Source organism: Acinetobacter sp. BD54 (assembly GCF_044778325.1).
In the GTDB taxonomy this organism is placed as follows: domain Bacteria; phylum Pseudomonadota; class Gammaproteobacteria; order Pseudomonadales; family Moraxellaceae; genus Acinetobacter; species Acinetobacter baumannii.
This window is the reverse complement of the sequence record NZ_JANJEP010000002.1, coordinates 57,845-76,716: the sequence shown is the minus strand read 5'-3', so window position 1 is coordinate 76,716 and position 18,872 is coordinate 57,845. Positions and strand designations below refer to the sequence as shown.

Annotated in this window: 17 protein-coding genes and 1 pseudogene; 15 read left to right on the top strand and 3 right to left on the bottom strand. The window is 41.0% G+C overall.

Translation table 11 applies throughout. The features are described 5' to 3' along the window. Positions 1–143 precede the first annotated feature (143 nt). The gene (locus tag NQ782_RS03110; protein ID WP_001985155.1) at positions 144–344 is read left to right on the top strand and encodes a heavy-metal-associated domain-containing protein; all 201 of its coding nucleotides are present in this window, start codon (positions 144–146) and stop codon (positions 342–344) included. A gap of 57 nt (positions 345–401) precedes the next feature. On the opposite strand, the gene mobR is transcribed toward NQ782_RS03110, so the two are convergent. Then, the gene (gene mobR, locus NQ782_RS03105) at positions 402–2,072 is read right to left on the bottom strand and encodes a phenol degradation transcriptional regulator MobR (RefSeq protein ID WP_045544343.1); all 1,671 of its coding nucleotides are present in this window, start codon (positions 2,070–2,072) and stop codon (positions 402–404) included. Between the two features lie 369 nt (positions 2,073–2,441). Here mobR and NQ782_RS03100 point away from each other — a divergent pair, with 369 nt between their 5' ends. From NQ782_RS03100 to NQ782_RS03070, 7 genes are all read left to right on the top strand, one after another. Then, the gene (locus tag NQ782_RS03100; RefSeq protein WP_000193470.1) at positions 2,442–2,729 is read left to right on the top strand and encodes a phenol hydroxylase subunit; all 288 of its coding nucleotides are present in this window, start codon (positions 2,442–2,444) and stop codon (positions 2,727–2,729) included. 20 nt (positions 2,730–2,749) lie between these two features. Continuing rightward, positions 2,750–3,748, top strand: a complete 999-nt coding sequence (locus tag NQ782_RS03095) for an aromatic/alkene monooxygenase hydroxylase subunit beta (RefSeq protein ID WP_057093536.1) — start codon at positions 2,750–2,752, stop codon at positions 3,746–3,748. Between the two features lie 11 nt (positions 3,749–3,759). Then, positions 3,760–4,026 (top strand): MmoB/DmpM family protein, encoded by a 267-nt coding sequence (locus NQ782_RS03090; RefSeq protein ID WP_057093540.1) that lies wholly within the window; start codon positions 3,760–3,762, stop codon positions 4,024–4,026. A 45-nt stretch (positions 4,027–4,071) separates the two neighbouring features. Continuing rightward, positions 4,072–5,598 carry an aromatic/alkene/methane monooxygenase hydroxylase/oxygenase subunit alpha gene (locus NQ782_RS03085; protein ID WP_000211828.1) on the top strand — a complete coding sequence of 509 codons (1,527 nt, stop codon included), beginning with the start codon at positions 4,072–4,074 and terminating at the stop codon, positions 5,596–5,598. A 59-nt stretch (positions 5,599–5,657) separates the two neighbouring features. Beyond that, entirely contained in the window at positions 5,658–6,020 is a 363-nt protein-coding gene (locus NQ782_RS03080; RefSeq protein WP_005076914.1) for a phenol hydroxylase subunit P4, read from the top strand. Between the two features lie 14 nt (positions 6,021–6,034). Next, a complete protein-coding gene (locus NQ782_RS03075; RefSeq protein WP_000122050.1) occupies positions 6,035–7,096 on the top strand; it encodes an NADH:ubiquinone reductase (Na(+)-transporting) subunit F in 1,062 nt (353 codons plus the stop codon). A gap of 185 nt (positions 7,097–7,281) precedes the next feature. Next, a complete protein-coding gene (locus tag NQ782_RS03070) occupies positions 7,282–8,163 on the top strand; it encodes a transporter (protein WP_057093542.1) in 882 nt (293 codons plus the stop codon). 48 nt (positions 8,164–8,211) lie between these two features. On the opposite strand, the gene NQ782_RS03065 is transcribed toward NQ782_RS03070, so the two are convergent. Further along, the gene (locus NQ782_RS03065) at positions 8,212–9,171 is read right to left on the bottom strand and encodes a LysR family transcriptional regulator (RefSeq protein ID WP_000423281.1); all 960 of its coding nucleotides are present in this window, start codon (positions 9,169–9,171) and stop codon (positions 8,212–8,214) included. A 283-nt stretch (positions 9,172–9,454) separates the two neighbouring features. Between NQ782_RS03065 and benA the strand changes: the two genes are divergently transcribed. The 7 genes and pseudogenes from benA (at position 9,455) to NQ782_RS03030 (ending at position 17,612) form a co-directional block, all read left to right on the top strand. Further along, a complete protein-coding gene (benA, locus tag NQ782_RS03060; protein WP_001137395.1) occupies positions 9,455–10,837 on the top strand; it encodes a benzoate 1,2-dioxygenase large subunit in 1,383 nt (460 codons plus the stop codon). Continuing rightward, positions 10,834–11,353 (top strand): annotated as a pseudogene (benB, locus tag NQ782_RS03055) (benzoate 1,2-dioxygenase small subunit). Before benA ends, benB begins: the two are co-directional and overlap by 4 nt. A gap of 52 nt (positions 11,354–11,405) precedes the next feature. After that, complete coding sequence (gene benC / locus NQ782_RS03050; protein WP_057093545.1) at positions 11,406–12,422, top strand: benzoate 1,2-dioxygenase electron transfer component BenC; 1,017 nt, start codon at positions 11,406–11,408, stop codon at positions 12,420–12,422. Between the two features lie 21 nt (positions 12,423–12,443). After that, the gene (locus NQ782_RS03045) at positions 12,444–13,229 is read left to right on the top strand and encodes a 1,6-dihydroxycyclohexa-2,4-diene-1-carboxylate dehydrogenase (protein ID WP_057093547.1); all 786 of its coding nucleotides are present in this window, start codon (positions 12,444–12,446) and stop codon (positions 13,227–13,229) included. Between the two features lie 57 nt (positions 13,230–13,286). Next, positions 13,287–14,480, top strand: coding sequence for a benzoate/H(+) symporter BenE (gene benE / locus NQ782_RS03040; RefSeq protein WP_057093551.1), 1,194 nt, complete (start codon positions 13,287–13,289; stop codon positions 14,478–14,480). 466 nt (positions 14,481–14,946) lie between these two features. Further along, positions 14,947–16,305: an aromatic acid/H+ symport family MFS transporter gene (locus NQ782_RS03035; RefSeq protein ID WP_000381290.1), complete on the top strand. Its 1,359-nt coding sequence runs from the start codon at positions 14,947–14,949 to the stop codon at positions 16,303–16,305. 44 nt (positions 16,306–16,349) lie between these two features. Then, the gene (locus NQ782_RS03030; protein ID WP_031985955.1) at positions 16,350–17,612 is read left to right on the top strand and encodes an OprD family outer membrane porin; all 1,263 of its coding nucleotides are present in this window, start codon (positions 16,350–16,352) and stop codon (positions 17,610–17,612) included. Positions 17,613–17,712: 100 nt separating this feature from the next. On the opposite strand, the gene NQ782_RS03025 is transcribed toward NQ782_RS03030, so the two are convergent. Next, on the bottom strand, positions 17,713–18,819 hold the full coding sequence (locus NQ782_RS03025) for a beta-ketoacyl-ACP synthase III (protein ID WP_000512836.1): 1,107 nt from the start codon (positions 18,817–18,819) through the stop codon (positions 17,713–17,715). Positions 18,820–18,872 lie beyond the last annotated feature (53 nt).

Here is an 18,872-nt window from a genome sequence, read left to right as displayed (position 1 = left end):
AATTTAATATTCTGTATTGAGCATACAGATTCCCATCATGGGAAGGTCAAGCATATTTTTTTAAAAATTTGGTCTTGACCTTACAATCATGACAAGGTTTAGACTCAGTGTTATCCAAACAAACATCTCATTCTTGATGGAGTATGAATATGAAACTACTTATTGAAAATATGACTTGTGGTGGCTGCGCACGTGGTGTGACTGCAACGATTCAAGATGTCGATCCAAATGCAAAAGTAGATGTAGACTTAGCGACCAAAATCGTGACTGTTGAAAGCAGTGAAAGTGTCGATAAAATTACCGAAGCACTTGAAGAAGATGGTTTCCCAGCGAAAGTGCAATAGTCGATAAGGCCTAACGTTTAAAGTTAGGCCTTTATTTTTGAGCTTGTTGATATTGATTCAAATCTGAAATTTTTTAATTCGATAATCCAGTGCCGCCCGAGTTATTCCCAATAAACGTGCTGCTTCAGACACGTTATGATTAGCTTTTTTTAGGGCTGTTAAAATTAACTGTCTCTCGTGTTCTTCTAAATTAAACTCTGGCTGTAATAATTGTCCAAAGTCAGTTTCTATAGTTATCGCCTGCTCTGGGTCATGCTTGATCTGTGGAAAAATGGCATTTAACTTAATCAGCTGCTGATCATCCGTTAATAAAACCGCCCTTTCTAATAAGTTTTCTAACTCACGAATATTTCCTGGCCATTCATATTGCTGCATAAAAACTTTGGTCTTTTCACTTACACCTTGAATGGTTTTGCCGTACATTTTTTCAAAGCGACGAAGAAAATGTTCAACCAGTAAAGGAATGTCTTCACGGCGCTCTCGCAAAGGCGGAATCTGCACTGGGAAAATATTTAAGCGATAATATAAATCTGCCCGAAATCGCCCTGTTTTTACAGCCTGCTCAAGATCTTCATTGGTTGCTGTAATTACACGGACATCTAAAATACGTGTCTGTGAATCTCCTACTCGCTCAAATTCACCTTCCTGCAAAATGCGTAATAGTGCTGCTTGTGCACGAGGAGAAAGCTCAATCACTTCATCTAAAAAAATCGTACCGCCATTGGCTCGTTCAAACTTACCCAAGCGAGACTGATGTGCTCCTGTATAGGCACCTTTTTCTACCCCGAATAATTCAGACTCAATTAACTCTAGTGGAATCGCTGCACAGTTTACCGCAATAAAAGGTTGGTCTTTTCTTTGGCTATTTTCATGAACTCCTCGTGCAAAAGCTTCTTTACCAACCCCTGTTTCGCCTTGTAGCAAAATAGAAACTTTCGAACCTGCTGCTTTTGTTAATAATGCACAGACCTGTTTATAAGATGCTGACTTACCCACAGAACTAAATAATTGGTAATCAGCTTCGCTATCGCTATAAATTGATCTTTTAAGCTCAAAAAGTTCAGCCTGCAACGCAATGAGTTCTTTTTCCATGGGTTCGGGAGACATGAACTGAATTAGCTCATCTGCATTTTCCCACTCTTCTAAAGGCTTACCGATAATACGGCAATGCTCGTGGCCACAGGCCTTACACTCTATTTCTTGATAAATAATAGTCATGCCCGTCGCAAAACTGCTATATCCGCATGCATAGCCAAGTAACATCCAACATGAAGGTTCATCACTTAGGCCAAAATGCTCTAAATGCACATCGGCTTCAAAAGAGTTAAGCCAATTTAAATCGGCATAAAATTGTTTTTTATTATGGCTTAAATTGAGCTGGTTGGCCTGTACTTGCACCATTCCACGAATCGCATGCATTTGTGGACCCGCCATAAAAGCATCGTGTTCATTTAAATCGGGACGCATTTTTGTTGTAACTTCTGCATCTTTTAACCCAGCTTGATACCCTAAACGAATAAAGAAATGCTTAGTCCGCTCAAGCCCAATCATGTGCGCTAAATCTTTACGCAAATATCCCATAATGCTGGTGTGTAAAAGCAGCATCCGATATTCATCAAACCAGATTTGGCCGTGGGCAGTATCAAAGTGCAGTTTAGACAGCAAATCGTGAATTTCTTGCGGATGATCTGCGTATCGTCCCGTTGTATCGTATTTTACTCGAGCCATGAGTGATCTGTTTTAATCCATTAAACACATTTGGGTGTTATCTCATCTTATCGAAGAACCAGATATATGTCCTAGTACCTTAAAGACATAACTTCATACTAAAAAAGTATTTCTAAATCTCTCCATTTAAAGCCTCAAAAAATCTAAAAAGAAATTTTTACGGCTCTCTTCATCAAATCATGAATATATCTATTTCACCATTCAAAAAAATTCATGAAATGGTGAATTTAAAAAATTCCTCATTTTCCATAAAAAACTTAATCATCTGTTTTTAATAACAAAAATAAAGTTGGCATAGCTTTTGTAAAGCTAGTAGCGAGAGCAAGGAGCATTCATCAATTTCAAGACCATGTCTTGATGGAGTACAGCATGACGCAACCTCAAGTCGAAGCATTAACCAAATATATTCGGATCACTGGCGACTTAAACGCAGAGTTTATCGAATTCGATTTTGCCATTCACGACCCAAGTCTATTTGTGGAACTGGTTTTGCCTAAACATGCATTTAATGATTTTTGTAAAACCAATCAAGTGGTTGAAATGACCCAAGAGCAGCAAGCTTTTAATGATGCTCAGGAAGAAAAATGGCGCTATGGCACTGAAGCAACCTTAGTCGGCACGCAACGTAATAGCAACGATCACGATGATCAGATGTAAAAATATAAGGAGATAAAGCCATGACTTTAGAAATCAAAACGTCAAATGTCGAACCTATCCGCCAGAACTATGCCTATATCGAAAGACGATTTGGCAGTAAGCCAGCAACTCGATATCAAGAAGTGAGTTTTGATGTACAGGCAGAAGCTAACTTTCACTATCGCCCACTGTGGAAACCTGAAAAGACTTTAAATGATAAAACCCATACTGTCCTGCAAATGCAAGATTGGTATGCATTCAAAGATCCACGTCAATTCTATTATGGAACTTATGTTCAGCACCGTGCGCGGTTACAAGATACCGCCGAAAGTAATTTTGCTTTTTTTGAAAAACGTCAGCTTGCAGAACATTTGTCTGATGAAGTCAAAGCTAAGGTCATTGAGTACCTATTGCCATTTCGCCACGTTGAACAAACTGCAAACTTACACATGATGTCTGGCAGTGCCTATGGTTATGGCACCGTGCTTACCCAAGCTTGTATTTATGCCGCAATGGATCATTTAGGGATAGCGCAGTACATCTCACGTATTGGTCTAGCTTTAGATAGTAATAGCGGTGATTCATTACAACAGGCAAAACAGGCTTGGATGCAACATCCTGCATGGCAATGCTTAAGACGTTTGTGTGAAGAAAGCCTCACCGAGCAAGACTACTTCAAACTTTTCTTATTACAAAATCTTGTGATTGACTGCTTTGTGACAGAGCTCGTCTATCAACAGTTTGATCAGTGGTTAGTCACTCAAAATGCTCGCGACTTAGCCATGCTGACTGAATTTATGAAAGACACTTTAGGTGATTTACGTAAGTGGTCAGACACCGTCATTAAAACTGCGGCAGCAGAATCCGATCATAACAAACAGCTATTAAATGAATGGTTCACTGAGTCTCTAGCTCAAGTGAAAGCAGCCTTTACACCTTGGGCAACAGCAGCCTTAACAGCAGAGGCAATTGATCAAGCAGAACAAGCCGTTATTGAACGTGCAAAAAAACTCGGCCTACAACCACTTACAAATGCTTAAGGAGAAGCAACATGTCTAAAGTCTATCTCGCGTTACAAGACAACGATACTTCACGCTACATCCTCGAAGCGATTGAAGAAGATAACCCTGAAGCTTCAATTCAGTATTTACCCGCCATGATCCGAATTGAAAGTGAAACTGATTTGGTGATTAAAGCCGAAACCGTATCTGAAAAACTAGGCCAAGATTGGGACATCCAATCATTACAACTCAACATGATTACGCTGGGCGGCAACGTCGAAGAAGAGGACGATACTTTCCGCCTTCATTGGAATTAATCACAACATAGACGTTGTTTAACAAAGATTTAAGGATGATCAATCATGACAACTCAAACGAAAGAAACCAGCAAAAAATTAAATGCGAAAGATCGTTACCGTGCATTAACCCGTGATCTGGACTGGGACTTTTCCTATGCTGACCGTAAAGATGCCTTCCCTTATGAAGAGTTTGAAGGCATCAAAATTACGGACTGGTCTAAATGGGAAGATCCATTCCGTTTAACTATGGATGCTTACTGGAAATATCAGGCAGAAAAAGAGAAAAAACTTTATGCCATTTTTGATGCGTTTGCTCAAAACAACGGTCAGATGAATGTCAGTAATGAACGCTACTTAAATGCGATCAAACTCTTTTTAACGGCGGTGACTCCACTTGAATATCAAGCTTATCAAGGTTATGCCCATGTAGGCCGCCAGTTTAGTGGAATTGGAGCACGTATTGCTTCTCAGATGCAGTCGATTGATGAGCTGCGTCATGTACAGACTCAAATTCATGCCATGAGCCATTACAACAAGTTCTTTGATGGTTTTCAGGATTGGGCACACATGCATGACCGCGTTTGGTATTTGTCTGTACCTAAATCATTTTTCGAAGATGCCCGTTCTGCTGGCCCTTTCGAGTTTTTATTAGCGATTAGTTTTGCTTTTGAATATGTACTTACCAACTTACTGTTTGTTCCGTTTATGTCGGGTGCAGCTTATAACGGCGATATGGCAACCGTGACCTTTGGTTTTAGTGCGCAGTCTGATGAAGCGCGTCACATGACGCTTGGTCTTGAAATCGTGAAATTCTTGCTCGAACAGCATGAAGACAACGTGCCAATTGTGCAGGAATGGATTGATAAATGGTTCTGGCGCGGAACTCGTTTGCTTTCAATTGTAGGCATGATGATGGATTACATGCTGCCAAACAAAGTGATGTCTTGGAAAGAAGCTTGGGAAGTTTACTTTGAACAGGCAGGCGGCGCACTATTTAAAGATTTGAGCCGTTATGGCATTCGTATGCCGAAATATAGCGATGTCATTGTGAAAGAAAAAGAGCATGTCTCACATCAGGCATGGTGGATTTTCTATAACTTTGGTCATGCTGCCGGTTTCCATACTTGGATTCCAACTGACGAAGAAATGGATTGGTTATCGGCTAAATATCCAGACACTTTCGATAAATACTACCGTCCAAAATGGGAGCTGGCTCGCAAAATGGAAGCCGAGGGTAAACGCTTCTATAGCGCAGGTTTACCACAGCTTTGTCAGGTTTGTCAGATTCCAATGACCTTTACCGAAATGGGTGATGACCCAACTCAGTTTAGTTATCGCCATAGCATCTACCAAGGCGAACGCTACCACACCTGTTCAGATGGTTGTCATGACATTTTCGAACGCGAGCCTGAAAAATATATACAAGCATGGCTACCTGTAAATCAAATTTTGCAAGGCAACTGTGGTGGCGGTGACCTCGAAACCATGCTCCGCGATTATTACCGCATGAATGTCGGTGCCGACAATCTGGATATTGAAGGTTCACCAGACCAACAGCGCTGGAAAAAATGGAAAGGCAACGCAGCATAAACACAAGGAATTGTTCAGGCAGTCATCAAGCTGACTGATAGGAAATAAGGAGATTGAACATGACTGTTCGCGCGATACACAACAATTATCAATTTGAACCGCTTGATCTGCAAAAAAACTATGGTGATCAATTCTTACTTTATGTGGGTTGGGATCATCACACCCTTTTTTGCTCAGCACATGCCATGCTTGCCTCACCTCAACAAACTTTTGGACAGTTGATTGAGCAACAAATTACAGGTGGTTTTGCCCAGCATCCAGATTTTGCCAAAATTGATTGGTCAAAAGTGCAATACACCTTAGATGGTCAAACAATTAGTCCTGAAAGTACAAAAACTTTGGCAGAGCTTGGTTTTGGTCATAAGTCATTACTTCGTTTCGTTACGCCAGAATTAAATGGCTATAACGACAGTTACGTTTAATTCGGAGGTGTGTCATGAGTTATCAAGTCACCATTGAACCGATCGGAACAACGATTGAAGTAGAAGAAGACCAGACCATTTTAGATGCAGCTTTACGCCAAGGTGTTTGGTTACCCTTTGCCTGTGGTCATGGCACTTGCGGGACATGCAAGGTTCAAGTCACCGATGGTTTTTATGATGTCGGTGAAGCTTCTCCCTTTGCGCTCATGGATATTGAACGTGATGAAAATAAGGTGCTTGCCTGCTGCTGCAAACCACAGTCCGACATGGTCATTGAAGCCGATGTCGATGAAGACCCAGATTTCTTAGGTCATTTGGTTCAAGACTATCAAGCGACCGTCATTGAAATAAAAGACTTGTCCCCGACCATTAAGGGTATTCGTCTACAACTAGATCGTTCAATCGAATTCCAAGCTGGCCAATATATCAATGTCCAATTTCCAAACATTGAAGGAACTCGTGCATTTTCAATTGCCAACTCACCAAGTGAAGTCGGCATCGTTGAGCTGCATATTCGTAAAGTTGAAGGCGGTGCAGCAACGACTTATGTGCATGAACAACTTACCACAGGTGATCAGCTCGATATTTCAGGCCCTTATGGTCAATTTTTTGTACGCAAGTCAGATGATCAAAATGCCATTTTCATTGCGGGTGGTTCAGGTCTTTCAAGCCCACAATCGATGATTTTAGATTTGCTTGAGTCTGGAGATAGTCGCACGATTTACCTCTTCCAAGGAGCACGAGACTTGGCAGAGCTATACAACCGAGAATTGTTTGAACAGCTCGTAAAAGACTATCCGAACTTCCGCTATATCCCTGCTCTCAATGCACCAAAACCAGAAGACCAATGGACTGGATTTACCGGATTTGTGCATGAGGCTGTTGCCGATTACTTTGAAAATCGATGTGGTGGACACAAAGCGTATTTGTGTGGCCCACCCATCATGATCGACTCGGCAATTTCAACACTCATGCAAAGTCGCTTATTCGAACGGGACATTCACACTGAACGCTTCTTAAGTGCAGCCGATGGTGCTGCCGGACAATCGCGTTCAGCTTTATTCAAACATATTTAAAGATAAACCTTTAAGCACTCGGCTTTTTCAAATGAGCTTTGTATTTGTAATTTAGAAAGCAAATACAAGGCTCACAAGAGTTCTGCATTCCAAATTTACAGGTTAAACAGACTCAAATTTTTAAAGACCGTTAAGGAATAACGTTTTTTTAGTGACAAGCCAAACAACACAGAATAGGACATTCTATGAATAACAAAATCTCTGCAATCATATGTGGTGTAATCAGCTCCCTTTACCTTCCGTCTGCATTTGCGACAGAAAATGGCTCAGACTCTTTTGCTTTAGGTGCCGAAGGTATGATGGCAGGTGCTCTACCACCTGCTGGCGTCTACTTACTCAGTTATTATCAAAATTACCACGCATCAGAGTTTCAAAATGGTCCCAATCAGTTCCATGTTGATGTCAACGCTGTGGTTCCGCGGTTGGTTTGGATGACCGATCAAAAAATTATGGATGGACAACTCGGTTTTTATGCAGCCCAACCATTGGTTTATCAAAGGCTTAAAATAAATGGAATGGCTGACTCAAACCAAGGTCTCGGAGACTTGATTTTGGGTGGCATGCTCGGCTGGCATCAAGGAAATCATCACTGGATTGCAGCCCTAGAAACTGTGCTCGGGACAGGTGAATATGACACTCCAAGTGCGACACATCCAGTTGAAGCCAATCTCGGGAAAAACTATCACACCATTCGACCAATTATTGCCTATAGTTATGCCAACGCGGCAGGTTTAGATCTATCTACTAAATTGTCTTATAGCTGGAATACGCGTAATGACGCGACCGACTACCAGTCTGGACAATACATTGCGGGTGACTATAGCTTGGGTTATCGCATTAACCCAAAACTCAAAGTTGCAGTTGAAGGCTATACCTTTAAACAAACCACAGATGACAAAGTAAACGGAAGTGACATTGGGTTTAAAGGACAGGCTTTTGCAATTGGGCCAGGCATTCAATATGCCGATAAGAATTGGTCTATTGAAGCCAAATTTCTAAAAGAAACCGAAGTCGAATATCGCCCCGAAGGCCATACCAGCTGGCTAAAATTAATTTGGGCTTTCTAAAACACATCAACGCATAGCTTCAACCTTGAGGCTATGCACCTCCCTTATTTAAGAGTCGATACCATTTGAATCATCTATCGGGTTCTGGTCGAGTGTAAAAACAGTCCGTTGATAAGGTATCCCTTCTAAATCATAAACCTGATAAATACAATCGAACAATGATTGTAAGTCTTCACTTCTGTCCATTGCCCGTGCAGTAATAAAAATTGGGCTGACCGCGCCGTTATCTAAAATCGGAATATAGTTTAAGTGTGGAAATCGAATAGTATCGGCACTTGCTGGAATAATACAGATCCCTTCTCCCGCTGCGACTAAGCCCAAAGCCAATTGAATTTCTCGTATCTCATGCATATTTTTGGGAACCAAACTATGTTCGGCAAAAATATTCAAAAGCTGGGTTGAGAAGTTCGGTTTTGGCGAGGTGGGATACATAAACATCTTTTCATCAATCAAATCGGCCAGATATACCCCTTCTGTGCGCTGTGCAATTGGATGGCTGGTATGCGCGGCAACAACCAAACGCTCTTTACGTAAAAGAATTCGCCTCACGGCGGGATCACTAATTCTTAAACGCCCAAACCCGACATCAATACGGCCTTCTTTTAAGGCCTGTAACTGTTCGGTTGTACTTAATTCCATGAGCTGAATATTCAGATGCGGCTGCTGCTGACGAAATAAATAAATGATTCGAGGCAGCAACCCATAAAGTAAAGACCCGACAAAACCAATGGTCATGCTTCTTTCGATGAGACCAATACGCTTGGTCATACTTTTTATTTCTTCAGCATTCGACAAAAGTTTAACAGCGTGCTGATAAAAGAAATGCCCTGCTGGCGTGGTCTGTAAAGGGCGGCTTCCTCGCTCAAAGAGTTGAATTCCAAGCTCACTTTCCAAATTTTGGATTTGCCGACTCAAAGGCGGTTGAGCAATAAATAGTTTTTCGGCTGCCTTGGTGAAGCTCTGTTCTTCTACAACAGCCACAAAATACCGTAAATGTCTTAGTTCCATCAGGTTTCCATACCTTTAAGATATATTAAAATGCAAATTCAGTCTTAGACACAGTTTAACCATTCTTTTAAGGTATATACAAGCAATAACCCGATGAAGTTATAGATCACTTGTATAGCACCGATTGAAATCATACTGGCCAACATTCGATCTATCTTTATCCATTCGCGGTTAAACACCCGACGCGTTTATACGCTTCATTGACATATTAGGATATCAAGACCTTTTAAATCGTAGCGAAGGTCTTGATGACTTCCACCCTTTGGAAAGTCGGAGAACGGACATGCCACGTATTCCTGTAATCAATACCAGCCATCTTGACCGTATTGATGAATTACTTGTAGACAATATCGATACAGGTGAATTTAAACTTCACCGCTCAGTTTTTACTGATGAAGCCTTATTTGACCTCGAAATGAAATACATCTTCGAAGGTAACTGGGTTTACTTGGCACACGAAAGCCAAATTCCAAATAATAATGACTACTACACGACTTATATTGGTCGTCAGCCGATTATCATTGCCCGTAACCGTAACGGTGAACTTAATGCCATGATCAATGCATGTTCACACCGCGGAGCACAACTTTGCCGTTACAAGCGTGGTAACAAAGCAACGTATACTTGCCCTTTCCACGGCTGGACTTTTAATAACTCAGGTAAATTGCTCAAAGTAAAAGACCCAACTGACGCAGGTTACTCTGACTGCTTTAACCAAGACGGCTCACACGACCTTAAAAAGGTAGCTCGTTTTGAGAGCTACAAAGGCTTCTTATTTGGTAGCTTAAATCCCGATGTTCCTTCGCTTGAAGAATTTTTGGGTGAAACCACCAAAATCATCGACATGATTGTTGACCAGTCTGAACATGGTTTGGAAGTTTTACGTGGTTCATCTACCTATACCTACGAAGGCAACTGGAAACTAACTGCTGAAAATGGCGCCGATGGTTATCACGTTTCTGCTGTTCACTGGAATTACGCAGCAACAACTCAACACCGTAAAGAAACTCAAGCTGCCGATAACATTCGTGCGATGAGTGCAGGTTCTTGGGGTAAACAAGGCGGTGGCTCGTATGGCTTTGAAAATGGTCACATGTTGCTGTGGACACAATGGGCAAACCCAGAAGACCGTCCTAACTTCCCAAAAGCAGACGAATACACCGAAAAATACGGTGAAGCGATGTCGAAATGGATGATTGAGCGTTCACGTAATCTTTGTCTGTACCCAAATGTTTATTTGATGGATCAATTCGGTTCGCAAATTCGTGTACTTCGTCCACTTTCGGTCAATAAAACCGAAGTCACCATTTACTGTATCGCGCCTAAAGGTGAAGCACCTGAAGCTCGTGCACGCCGTATCCGTCAATATGAAGATTTCTTCAATGCCTCAGGCATGGCAACGCCAGACGATTTAGAAGAGTTCCGTGCTTGTCAGGCAGGCTACGCAGGTATTGCACTTGAATGGAATGACATGTGCCGTGGTTCAAAACACTGGATTTATGGACCAGACGATGCAGCAAACGAAATCGGTTTAAAACCCATGTTAAGTGGTATCAAAACTGAAGATGAAGGTCTGTATCTTGCCCAACATCAATATTGGTTACACACCATGAAACACGCGATTGCATCAGAGAAAGAAATTGCTGATCAGGGAGAAACAGCATGAGTGCTCAAGACAAAGCAACTTTAGAAAATATTGCTCAGTTTCTCTATCGTGAAGCTCGTTTTTTAGATGATGAACAATGGGATGACTGGCTTGAATGTTACGCACCGGAAGCTTCTTTCTGGATGCCAGCTTGGGACGACGACGATAGATTAACTGAAGATCCGCAATCTGAAATTTCACTTATTTATTATCCAGACCGTCAAGGTTTAGAAGATCGAGTGTTCCGTATTAAAACCGAGCGCTCATCTGCAACCATGCCGGACACACGCACAAGCCACAATATTGCCAACGTTGAAGTTCTCGATCGCGACGGCGACAAAGTTACCGTTCGCTTTAACTGGAATACCTTAAGTTTCCGTTACAAGACAAATTACAGCTATTTCGGTATGTCACGTTATGTGATCGATTTTTCAGGTGATCAACCAAAAATCTTGAGTAAGTATGTCGTTTTGAAAAATGACTACATCAATCAAGTGATTGATATCTACCACCTTTAAGACATACCCCCTCAGTTAAACGGACTGTTGGCTGAGGGTAAAAGTTTCAAATATTTTGTAGGATACATGCCATGTCAAACCACAATATCGCACTTCAATTTGAAGATGGTGTTACACGTTTCATTAACGTAGCTCAAGGCGAAACCCTATCTGACGCAGCCTATCGCCAAAAAATTAATATTCCTTTGGATTGCCGTGACGGTGCATGTGGAACTTGCCGCGCATTTTGCGAATCCGGTAGTTATGACATGCCAGAAGAAACCTATATTGAAGATGCATTAACCCCAGAAGAAGCTGAGCAAGGCTACATTCTTGCTTGCCAATGTCGACCAACGTCCGATGCGGTATTCCAGATTCAGGCGTCGTCAGATGTTTGCAAAACAGAAATTCATAGCTTCCAAGGTACATTAGCCCGCGTTGAAAATTTATCAGATTCAACCATCACATTTGATATTCAACTTGATGAAGGCCAACCGGATATTCATTTCCTTGCAGGCCAATACGTTAACGTTGCAATTCCAGAAACTGGTGAAACACGTTCATATTCATTTAGCTCAAAACCGGGCAATCGCTTAACAGGCTTTGTGGTACGTAATGTACCAAATGGCAAGATGAGTGAATTCTTAAGCAAGAATGCTAAAGCTGGCGACAAAATGACATTTACAGGTCCATTCGGTAGCTTCTACTTACGTAATGTAGCGCGTCCAGTGCTAATGCTTGCAGGCGGTACTGGTATTGCCCCATTTATGTCGATGTTACAAGTGCTTGAAGAAAAAGGTTCAGAACAACCAGTTCGTTTAGTCTTTGGCGTGACCAATGACTTTGATTTGGTTGCTCTAGAAAAACTCAATGAGTTGCAGGCAAAATTCCCATGGTTTGAATATCGAACTGTGGTCGCAAGCCCTGAGAGTAACCATGAACGCAAAGGCTATGTGACTGGTCATATTGAAAGTGAATGGTTAAACGGTGGCGACGTCGATGTTTACCTATGTGGCCCAGTGCCAATGGTAGAAGCGGTACGTGGCTGGTTAGAAACTGAAAATATCAAACCTACTAATTTCTTGTTTGAAAAATTCTCTGCAAACTAATTCAAGGTGGAGAAGTTATCTATGTCAAACCGTCAAAGATTTACCGATAAAGTCGTGATTGTTACGGGTAGTGCCCAAGGTATTGGCCGTGGCGTGGCACTGCAAGTTGCAGCTGAAGGCGGCCAAGTCATCATGGCTGACCGCTCTGAATATGTTGAAGACGTACTCAAAGAAATTCAGAGTGAAAATGGCAATGCCGTCACGATTAATGCTGACCTTGAAACCTATGCAGGTGCTCAAGCGGTAGTTGCAAAAGCCATTGAACACTATGGTCGGGTAGATATCCTGATTAATAATGTAGGTGGCGCGATCTGGATGAAACCTTTTGAAGAGTTTTCCGAAGAAGAGATCATTAAGGAAGTAAATCGTTCATTGTTTCCAACGTTATGGTGCTGCCGTGCTGTGTTACCCGCCATGATTAAGCAACAATCGGGGGTGATTGTAAATGTGTCTTCAATTGCAACCCGTGGTATTAATCGTATTCCCTACTCGGCATCTAAAGGTGGAGTAAATGCTTTAACGGCATCGCTTGCTTTTGAACATGCTAAAGATGGAATTCGAGTCAATGCTGTTGCGACGGGTGGAACCGAAGCACCACCTCGCAAAGTACCGCGAAACGCCAACCCATTAAGTCAAAATGAAAAAGACTGGATGCAGCAAGTGGTTGATCAAACAATAGATCGAACATTTATGGGCCGTTATGGCACAATTCAAGAACAAGTCAATGCAATTTTATTTCTTGCATCAGACGAAGCATCATATATGACCGGATCGGTTATTTCGGTCGGAGGTGGAGATCAGGGTTAACCCTGATCTTTTTGCATGATTGGGTAAATAACATGATTTGCATGGAGGCAATCACACATGGCAACCCTGTTAAAGACATTAAAAAATGACTGGTCCATATCAGCAACAGTTGCTGGCTTTCTTGCGGTTTTAATTTCTTACTCAGGCCCACTGATTATTTTTTTCCAAGCTGCTCAGCGTGCTCATGTGTCCACCGACATGATGGTGTCATGGATTTGGGGAATCTCAATTGGTGCTGCCGTTTCAGGTATTTATCTTTCGATTAAATATAAAACGCCTGTCATAACCGCATGGTCAGCACCGGGTACTGCCCTGTTAGTTACCCTATTTCCAAACATCTCGTTGAATGAAGCAGTAGCCGCCTATATTACTTCTGCTATCGTTATTTTTTTAATTGGCGTTACAGGTTACTTCGACAAATTACTAAAATGGATTCCGCAAGACGTCGCTGCCGGCATGATGGCTGGTATTCTTTTTCAATTTGGTATTGGTCTATTTACCGCGTCTGATAGCATGCCGTTTATTGTTTTTAGCATGCTTATTGTCTTTTTAATTGCCAAACGTTTAATGCCGCGCTACACCATGATTTGGGTGTTAGCTGCCGGAGTTTTATTAAGCCTCATTTTAGGCAAAATGAATCCGGTTGATGTGAGTTTTAGTTTAGCTATTCCGGAGTGGATTAGCCCAGAATGGACATGGAACTCAACACTCAACCTCGCCGTTCCTCTTATTTTAGTCAGTCTAACCGGCCAATTTTTACCGGGTATGGCGATTATGAAACTTAGCGGTTACGACACACCAGCCAAGCCCATTATTACGGCCACCAGTATTGCCTCGTTAGCTGTTGCCTGTGTCGGCGGTATTACGATTGTGCTTGCCTCAATTACCGCAGCTTTATGCATGGGCAAAGATGCACATGAACTGAAAGAAAAACGTTACATCGCAGGAATCGCCAACGGGATTTTTTATATTTTAGGTGGCTTATTTGCTGGCAGTATTGTCATGCTATTTAGCTTACTTCCTAAAGAGTTGGTTGCAGCACTGGCAGGTTTAGCCTTACTTGGTGCCATTGCCACCAATATTTCTGTTGCCATGAAAAATGATAGTCAACGTGATGCTGCACTTATTACCTTTTTAGCCACCGCATCAGGCATGCATTTTCTTGGCTTAAGCTCAGTCTTTTGGGGTATTTGCATTGGTGTAATCGCCCATTTCATTCTCACACCCCGATCAACTCCAGCCACAAATTAAGTTTTTATCTAAATACCCCAGCTAAAATAAAGCCTCAATCGCCACATCAGGATGCAAATAATTTGCTAATTCTGATGTGGCGATTTTTATTGAATATAAATTAAATTTCATTTTTAAGATGAGTTTCTAAAATAATTGACTTTAATATTTTTTATTTATTTTCACTTTAATTCCTAATATAAATTTAGCTATATTTCTAGCTGTGATTCTCAGCAATAAAATCTATAAAAAGATATCTATAAAATCCTTAAAATTCTCACAATACAATATTCAACCCTATTTTAAACACAACAAAAGCAACAACCAAAATTATTAAAATAAATTATAATTTTCAATATTTTAGTTTAATAAAAATACAATACCTTAAAGACATAAAGATATATCAATTAGGTTTTTGACTCTATTCCAATAACAAAATAGTTTATTAAAAAATAACGCGATGCTTCACAAATTGGAGGTGAAGAAAATGGATACAAGCAAGGTTAATATTAATGAGTTAATTGATAAAGCCCGTTTTACATCTTTTCATTGGAAAGTTTTAATATGGTGCTTACTTATTATTATTTTTGATGGATATGATTTAGTTATTTATGGGGTTGCTCTTCCTCTGTTAATGCAGCAATGGTCGTTAACTGCTGTTGAAGCTGGTTTACTCGCCAGTGCCGCTCTATTCGGCATGATGTTTGGTGCCATGATTTTCGGCACACTTTCAGACAAACTTGGACGTAAAAAAACCATCCTGATTTGTGTCACCTTATTTAGCGGATTTACCTTTATAGGTGCCTTTGCCAAAGGACCAACTGAGTTTGCTATTTTGCGCTTTATTGCAGGTCTTGGGATTGGTGGCGTTATGCCAAACGTTGTGGCACTTATGACCGAATATGCACCTAAAAAAATCCGCAGTACATTGGTCGCAATTATGTTTAGTGGCTATGCAATTGGTGGCATGACATCTGCGCTACTCGGTGCATGGCTCGTAAAAGATATGGGCTGGCAAATCATGTTTTTAATTGCTGGTATTCCCTTGTTACTGCTCCCGCTCATTTGGAAATTTTTACCAGAGTCTCTTGCCTTTTTAGTGAAATCTAATCATAGCGAACAGGCAAAAAATATAGTGAGTAAAATTGCGCCTCAAACTCAAGTCAATGCCAATACTCAACTGGTGTTAAATGAAAGTACAACAACAGATGCACCTGTCCGTGCGCTTTTCCAACAAGGCCGTGCCTTCAGCACGTTTATGTTCTGGATTGCTTTCTTTATGTGCTTACTCATGGTGTATGCCTTAGGAAGCTGGTTGCCTAAACTCATGCTGCAAGCGGGCTATTCGTTAGGTGCGAGCATGTTGTTCCTCTTTGCACTTAATATTGGCGGCATGGTCGGTGCAATTGGTGGCGGTGCTTTAGCAGACAGATTTCATTTAAAACCTGTCATTACCATTATGTTTATTGTGGGATCAGCAGCTTTAATTCTGCTTGGCATTAATAGTCCACAACTTATTTTATATAGCCTGATTGCGATTGCCGGTGCTGCCACAATTGGTTCACAAATCTTACTCTACACTTTTGTTGCGCAGTTCTATCCGACAGCACTTCGTTCAACTGGCATGGGCTGGGCATCGGGAATTGGCCGTATTGGCGCGATTATTGGACCAGTTTTAACAGGTGCTTTACTTTCATTTGAACTTCCTCACCAAATGAATTTCTTGGCGATTGCTATTCCGGGTGTGATTGCTGCACTTGCAATATTTATGGTCAATCTAAAAGCCTCTGTTGCTGCACAAACACCATCAACGTTTAACCCTCAAAACACGCTTACCCAGCAGTAAACACAAATGCGCCGAGGAGTAGCGCATCTTTTTGGAAATGGATTATGGAATTTTTACACCGTTTTAAACCATGTAATTTAGCAATAGCCACATTATTCGGTTTATTAACTAGCTCAAGTTTATGGGCAGCAGACACCACTCAACAAAGCGAAGATGAATGGAAATTCACGCTAAAGAATGCCTATATCAACCGTAATTTTGACAATGATGCACTCAAAGATACGGGTAGCTGGTCTCAGGCAGCCTCATTATTTTATAAATCGAAAATGCATGACACCCCTCTGCAAATTGCAGACAAGCCAATTACGATTGGTGCCGATGCTTCTGTTCAATACGCCGTGCGCTTGAGTTCAGACAAACATGTTGCGGACACGGTCTTACCTTTTAATAAGGAAACGCAATCTCAAGCATCTGACTTTTTAAAATACGGCACAACTTTAAAACTAGGCTACGACAAAACCCTTTTAAGTGTGGGTGAACTCTGGCTGGATTTACCTGTAACGGCTGTGGATGCCAGCCGACAATTGCTTGCCTCTTATTGGGGAACCAATCTTAAGTCGCAAATTTCAGATCAGCTTTATGCAGAAATTGGTCGAGTTGAAAAAGTGTCGCCACGCAATGAAGAGGACTTTAAAAAGTTTTCTTTCACTGCAAATGGAATGACCAAAGAATCTGATGGCTTAAATTATATTGACCTGCGCTATCAATTTACGCCGACGCTCAAGGGTGAATATTACTTTGGTAATTTAGAAGACCTCTACAATAAACACTATGTAGGACTTGAGCATAATTGGAAACAACCTAATTTTGCCCTCACCTCTAAGTTTAAATACTTCAATGCAAAAGATGATGGCAATACTTTTGATATCGATGCGCAAAACATTGGGGTATTAGAGACACTTAAAGTGAAAAATCATACCTTTGGTTTGGGGTACCAGCAAATTATTGGTGAGTCGGCTTATCCATTACCGGATGGTTTTTTACCAGAAACCTATTTCATTAACTGGAATGCTACAGGTTTCTTTAAAGAAGATGAGAAGTCTTATCATGTGATGTACGGCTACGATTTTAAGGACTATGTGCCTGGCCTAAATGCGATGGTGAAATATGTTTACGGTCATGACTTTAAAGCAGCAAATGGCGAGAAAAACCACGAAACCGAGTCGAATGTGATTTTAAACTATACGTTTCAACAGCCTTTCTTAAAAGGCTTTGCCCTGCAATATATTCGAATTGATTACAACGTAAAACATGGCAATGACTTTGGTGAAGATCGCTTGTTTGTAAACTACACTAAAAAGTTTTAATTATTTTTGATTCAAATGAAGCGGGCTAATTTTGGCTCGCTTTATTATTTTTGTGCCATAAAAAAACGCTCTTACGAGCGTTTCTAATTAATCTAGTAACTTAAGCAACATGCTTTTGTACAACAATCGAACCTACTGAATAACCAGCACCGAAAGATGAAATCACGCCATATTCACCATCATCTACTTCGTGGCCTGTACGATGTAAAGCAATAATTACACCTGCTGAAGAAGTATTGGCAAACTCATCTAGAATAATTGGTGCACGGCTTAGATCTGCATCTTTACCAGCCACATATTTCAAGATTAATTCATTCATGTTGGCATTGGCTTGGTGTAACCAGAAACGCTTAATATCGTTTGCAGTTAACTGCATTTTTTCCAACTGCGCATTAATGATTTTTGCCACCAACGGACAAACATCTTTAAATACTTTGCGGCCATCTTGACGGAATAACTTGTCGTCAACCACTGCATCTTCGCTACGGTTTAAGAAACCAAAGTTATTGCGAATGTTATTTGAAAATTGAGTAAATAAATGAATATCTAAAATTTCAAAACCAGTTTTAGTAGTGGTTTCTTCAATAATAGAAGCGGTCGCCACATCACCAAAAATGAAGTGACAATCACGGTTACGGTAGTCTAGGTGACCAGATGTAATCTCAACATTCACTAATAAAACACGGCGAGCACCTGAACGAATTGCATCTGCCGCTTGTTTCAAACCAAAAGTAGCAGCTGAACACGCAACGTTCATGTCGTAAGCATAACCTTGAATACCAAGTGCCGACTGGATTTCAATTGCCACAGCCGGATAAGCACGCTGCATATTTGAACACGCCAAAATCACAACATCGATATCTTCAGCAGTTACACCTGCATTTTCCATTGCCTGTTTTGCAGCAATAACGCCCCACTCTGCTTGAATTGAAAGTTCATCATTTGAACGTTCAGACAAACGCGGACGTAAACGTGTTGGATCAAGAATACCCGATTTTTCAATCACGTAACGGCGCTTAATACCAGAAGCTTTTTCAATAAATTCAGCACTTGAACCACGTAATTCTTCTAGCTCGCCTGCTGCAATTTTCTCTGCATTCTCTTGGTTATATTGTTCCACATAAGCATTTAAACTGTCGGCCAGTTCTTCATTAGAAATGATTTCTGTTGGGTGAAATAGCCCAGTACCTGTGATACGAATGCCCATGTAAAACTCCTAAAAAAATGAATAGGGTCTGTTAATCTTTCATTTATAAATTG

Excerpts from the sequence above, each read along its gene's own strand:
- NQ782_RS03110 (WP_001985155.1), top strand. The coding sequence starts at position 144 with ATGAATATGAAACTACTTATTGAAAATATGACTTGTGGTGGCTGCGCA.
- mobR (WP_045544343.1), bottom strand. The coding sequence starts at position 2,072 with ATGGCTCGAGTAAAATACGATACAACGGGACGATACGCAGATCATCCG.
- NQ782_RS03100 (WP_000193470.1), top strand. The coding sequence starts at position 2,442 with ATGACGCAACCTCAAGTCGAAGCATTAACCAAATATATTCGGATCACT.
- NQ782_RS03095 (WP_057093536.1), top strand. The coding sequence starts at position 2,750 with ATGACTTTAGAAATCAAAACGTCAAATGTCGAACCTATCCGCCAGAAC.
- NQ782_RS03090 (WP_057093540.1), top strand. The coding sequence starts at position 3,760 with ATGTCTAAAGTCTATCTCGCGTTACAAGACAACGATACTTCACGCTAC.
- NQ782_RS03085 (WP_000211828.1), top strand. The coding sequence starts at position 4,072 with ATGACAACTCAAACGAAAGAAACCAGCAAAAAATTAAATGCGAAAGAT.
- NQ782_RS03080 (WP_005076914.1), top strand. The coding sequence starts at position 5,658 with ATGACTGTTCGCGCGATACACAACAATTATCAATTTGAACCGCTTGAT.
- NQ782_RS03075 (WP_000122050.1), top strand. The coding sequence starts at position 6,035 with ATGAGTTATCAAGTCACCATTGAACCGATCGGAACAACGATTGAAGTA.
- NQ782_RS03070 (WP_057093542.1), top strand. The coding sequence starts at position 7,282 with ATGAATAACAAAATCTCTGCAATCATATGTGGTGTAATCAGCTCCCTT.
- NQ782_RS03065 (WP_000423281.1), bottom strand. The coding sequence starts at position 9,171 with ATGGAACTAAGACATTTACGGTATTTTGTGGCTGTTGTAGAAGAACAG.
- benA (WP_001137395.1), top strand. The coding sequence starts at position 9,455 with ATGCCACGTATTCCTGTAATCAATACCAGCCATCTTGACCGTATTGAT.
- benC (WP_057093545.1), top strand. The coding sequence starts at position 11,406 with ATGTCAAACCACAATATCGCACTTCAATTTGAAGATGGTGTTACACGT.
- NQ782_RS03045 (WP_057093547.1), top strand. The coding sequence starts at position 12,444 with ATGTCAAACCGTCAAAGATTTACCGATAAAGTCGTGATTGTTACGGGT.
- benE (WP_057093551.1), top strand. The coding sequence starts at position 13,287 with ATGGCAACCCTGTTAAAGACATTAAAAAATGACTGGTCCATATCAGCA.
- NQ782_RS03035 (WP_000381290.1), top strand. The coding sequence starts at position 14,947 with ATGGATACAAGCAAGGTTAATATTAATGAGTTAATTGATAAAGCCCGT.
- NQ782_RS03030 (WP_031985955.1), top strand. The coding sequence starts at position 16,350 with ATGGAATTTTTACACCGTTTTAAACCATGTAATTTAGCAATAGCCACA.
- NQ782_RS03025 (WP_000512836.1), bottom strand. The coding sequence starts at position 18,819 with ATGGGCATTCGTATCACAGGTACTGGGCTATTTCACCCAACAGAAATC.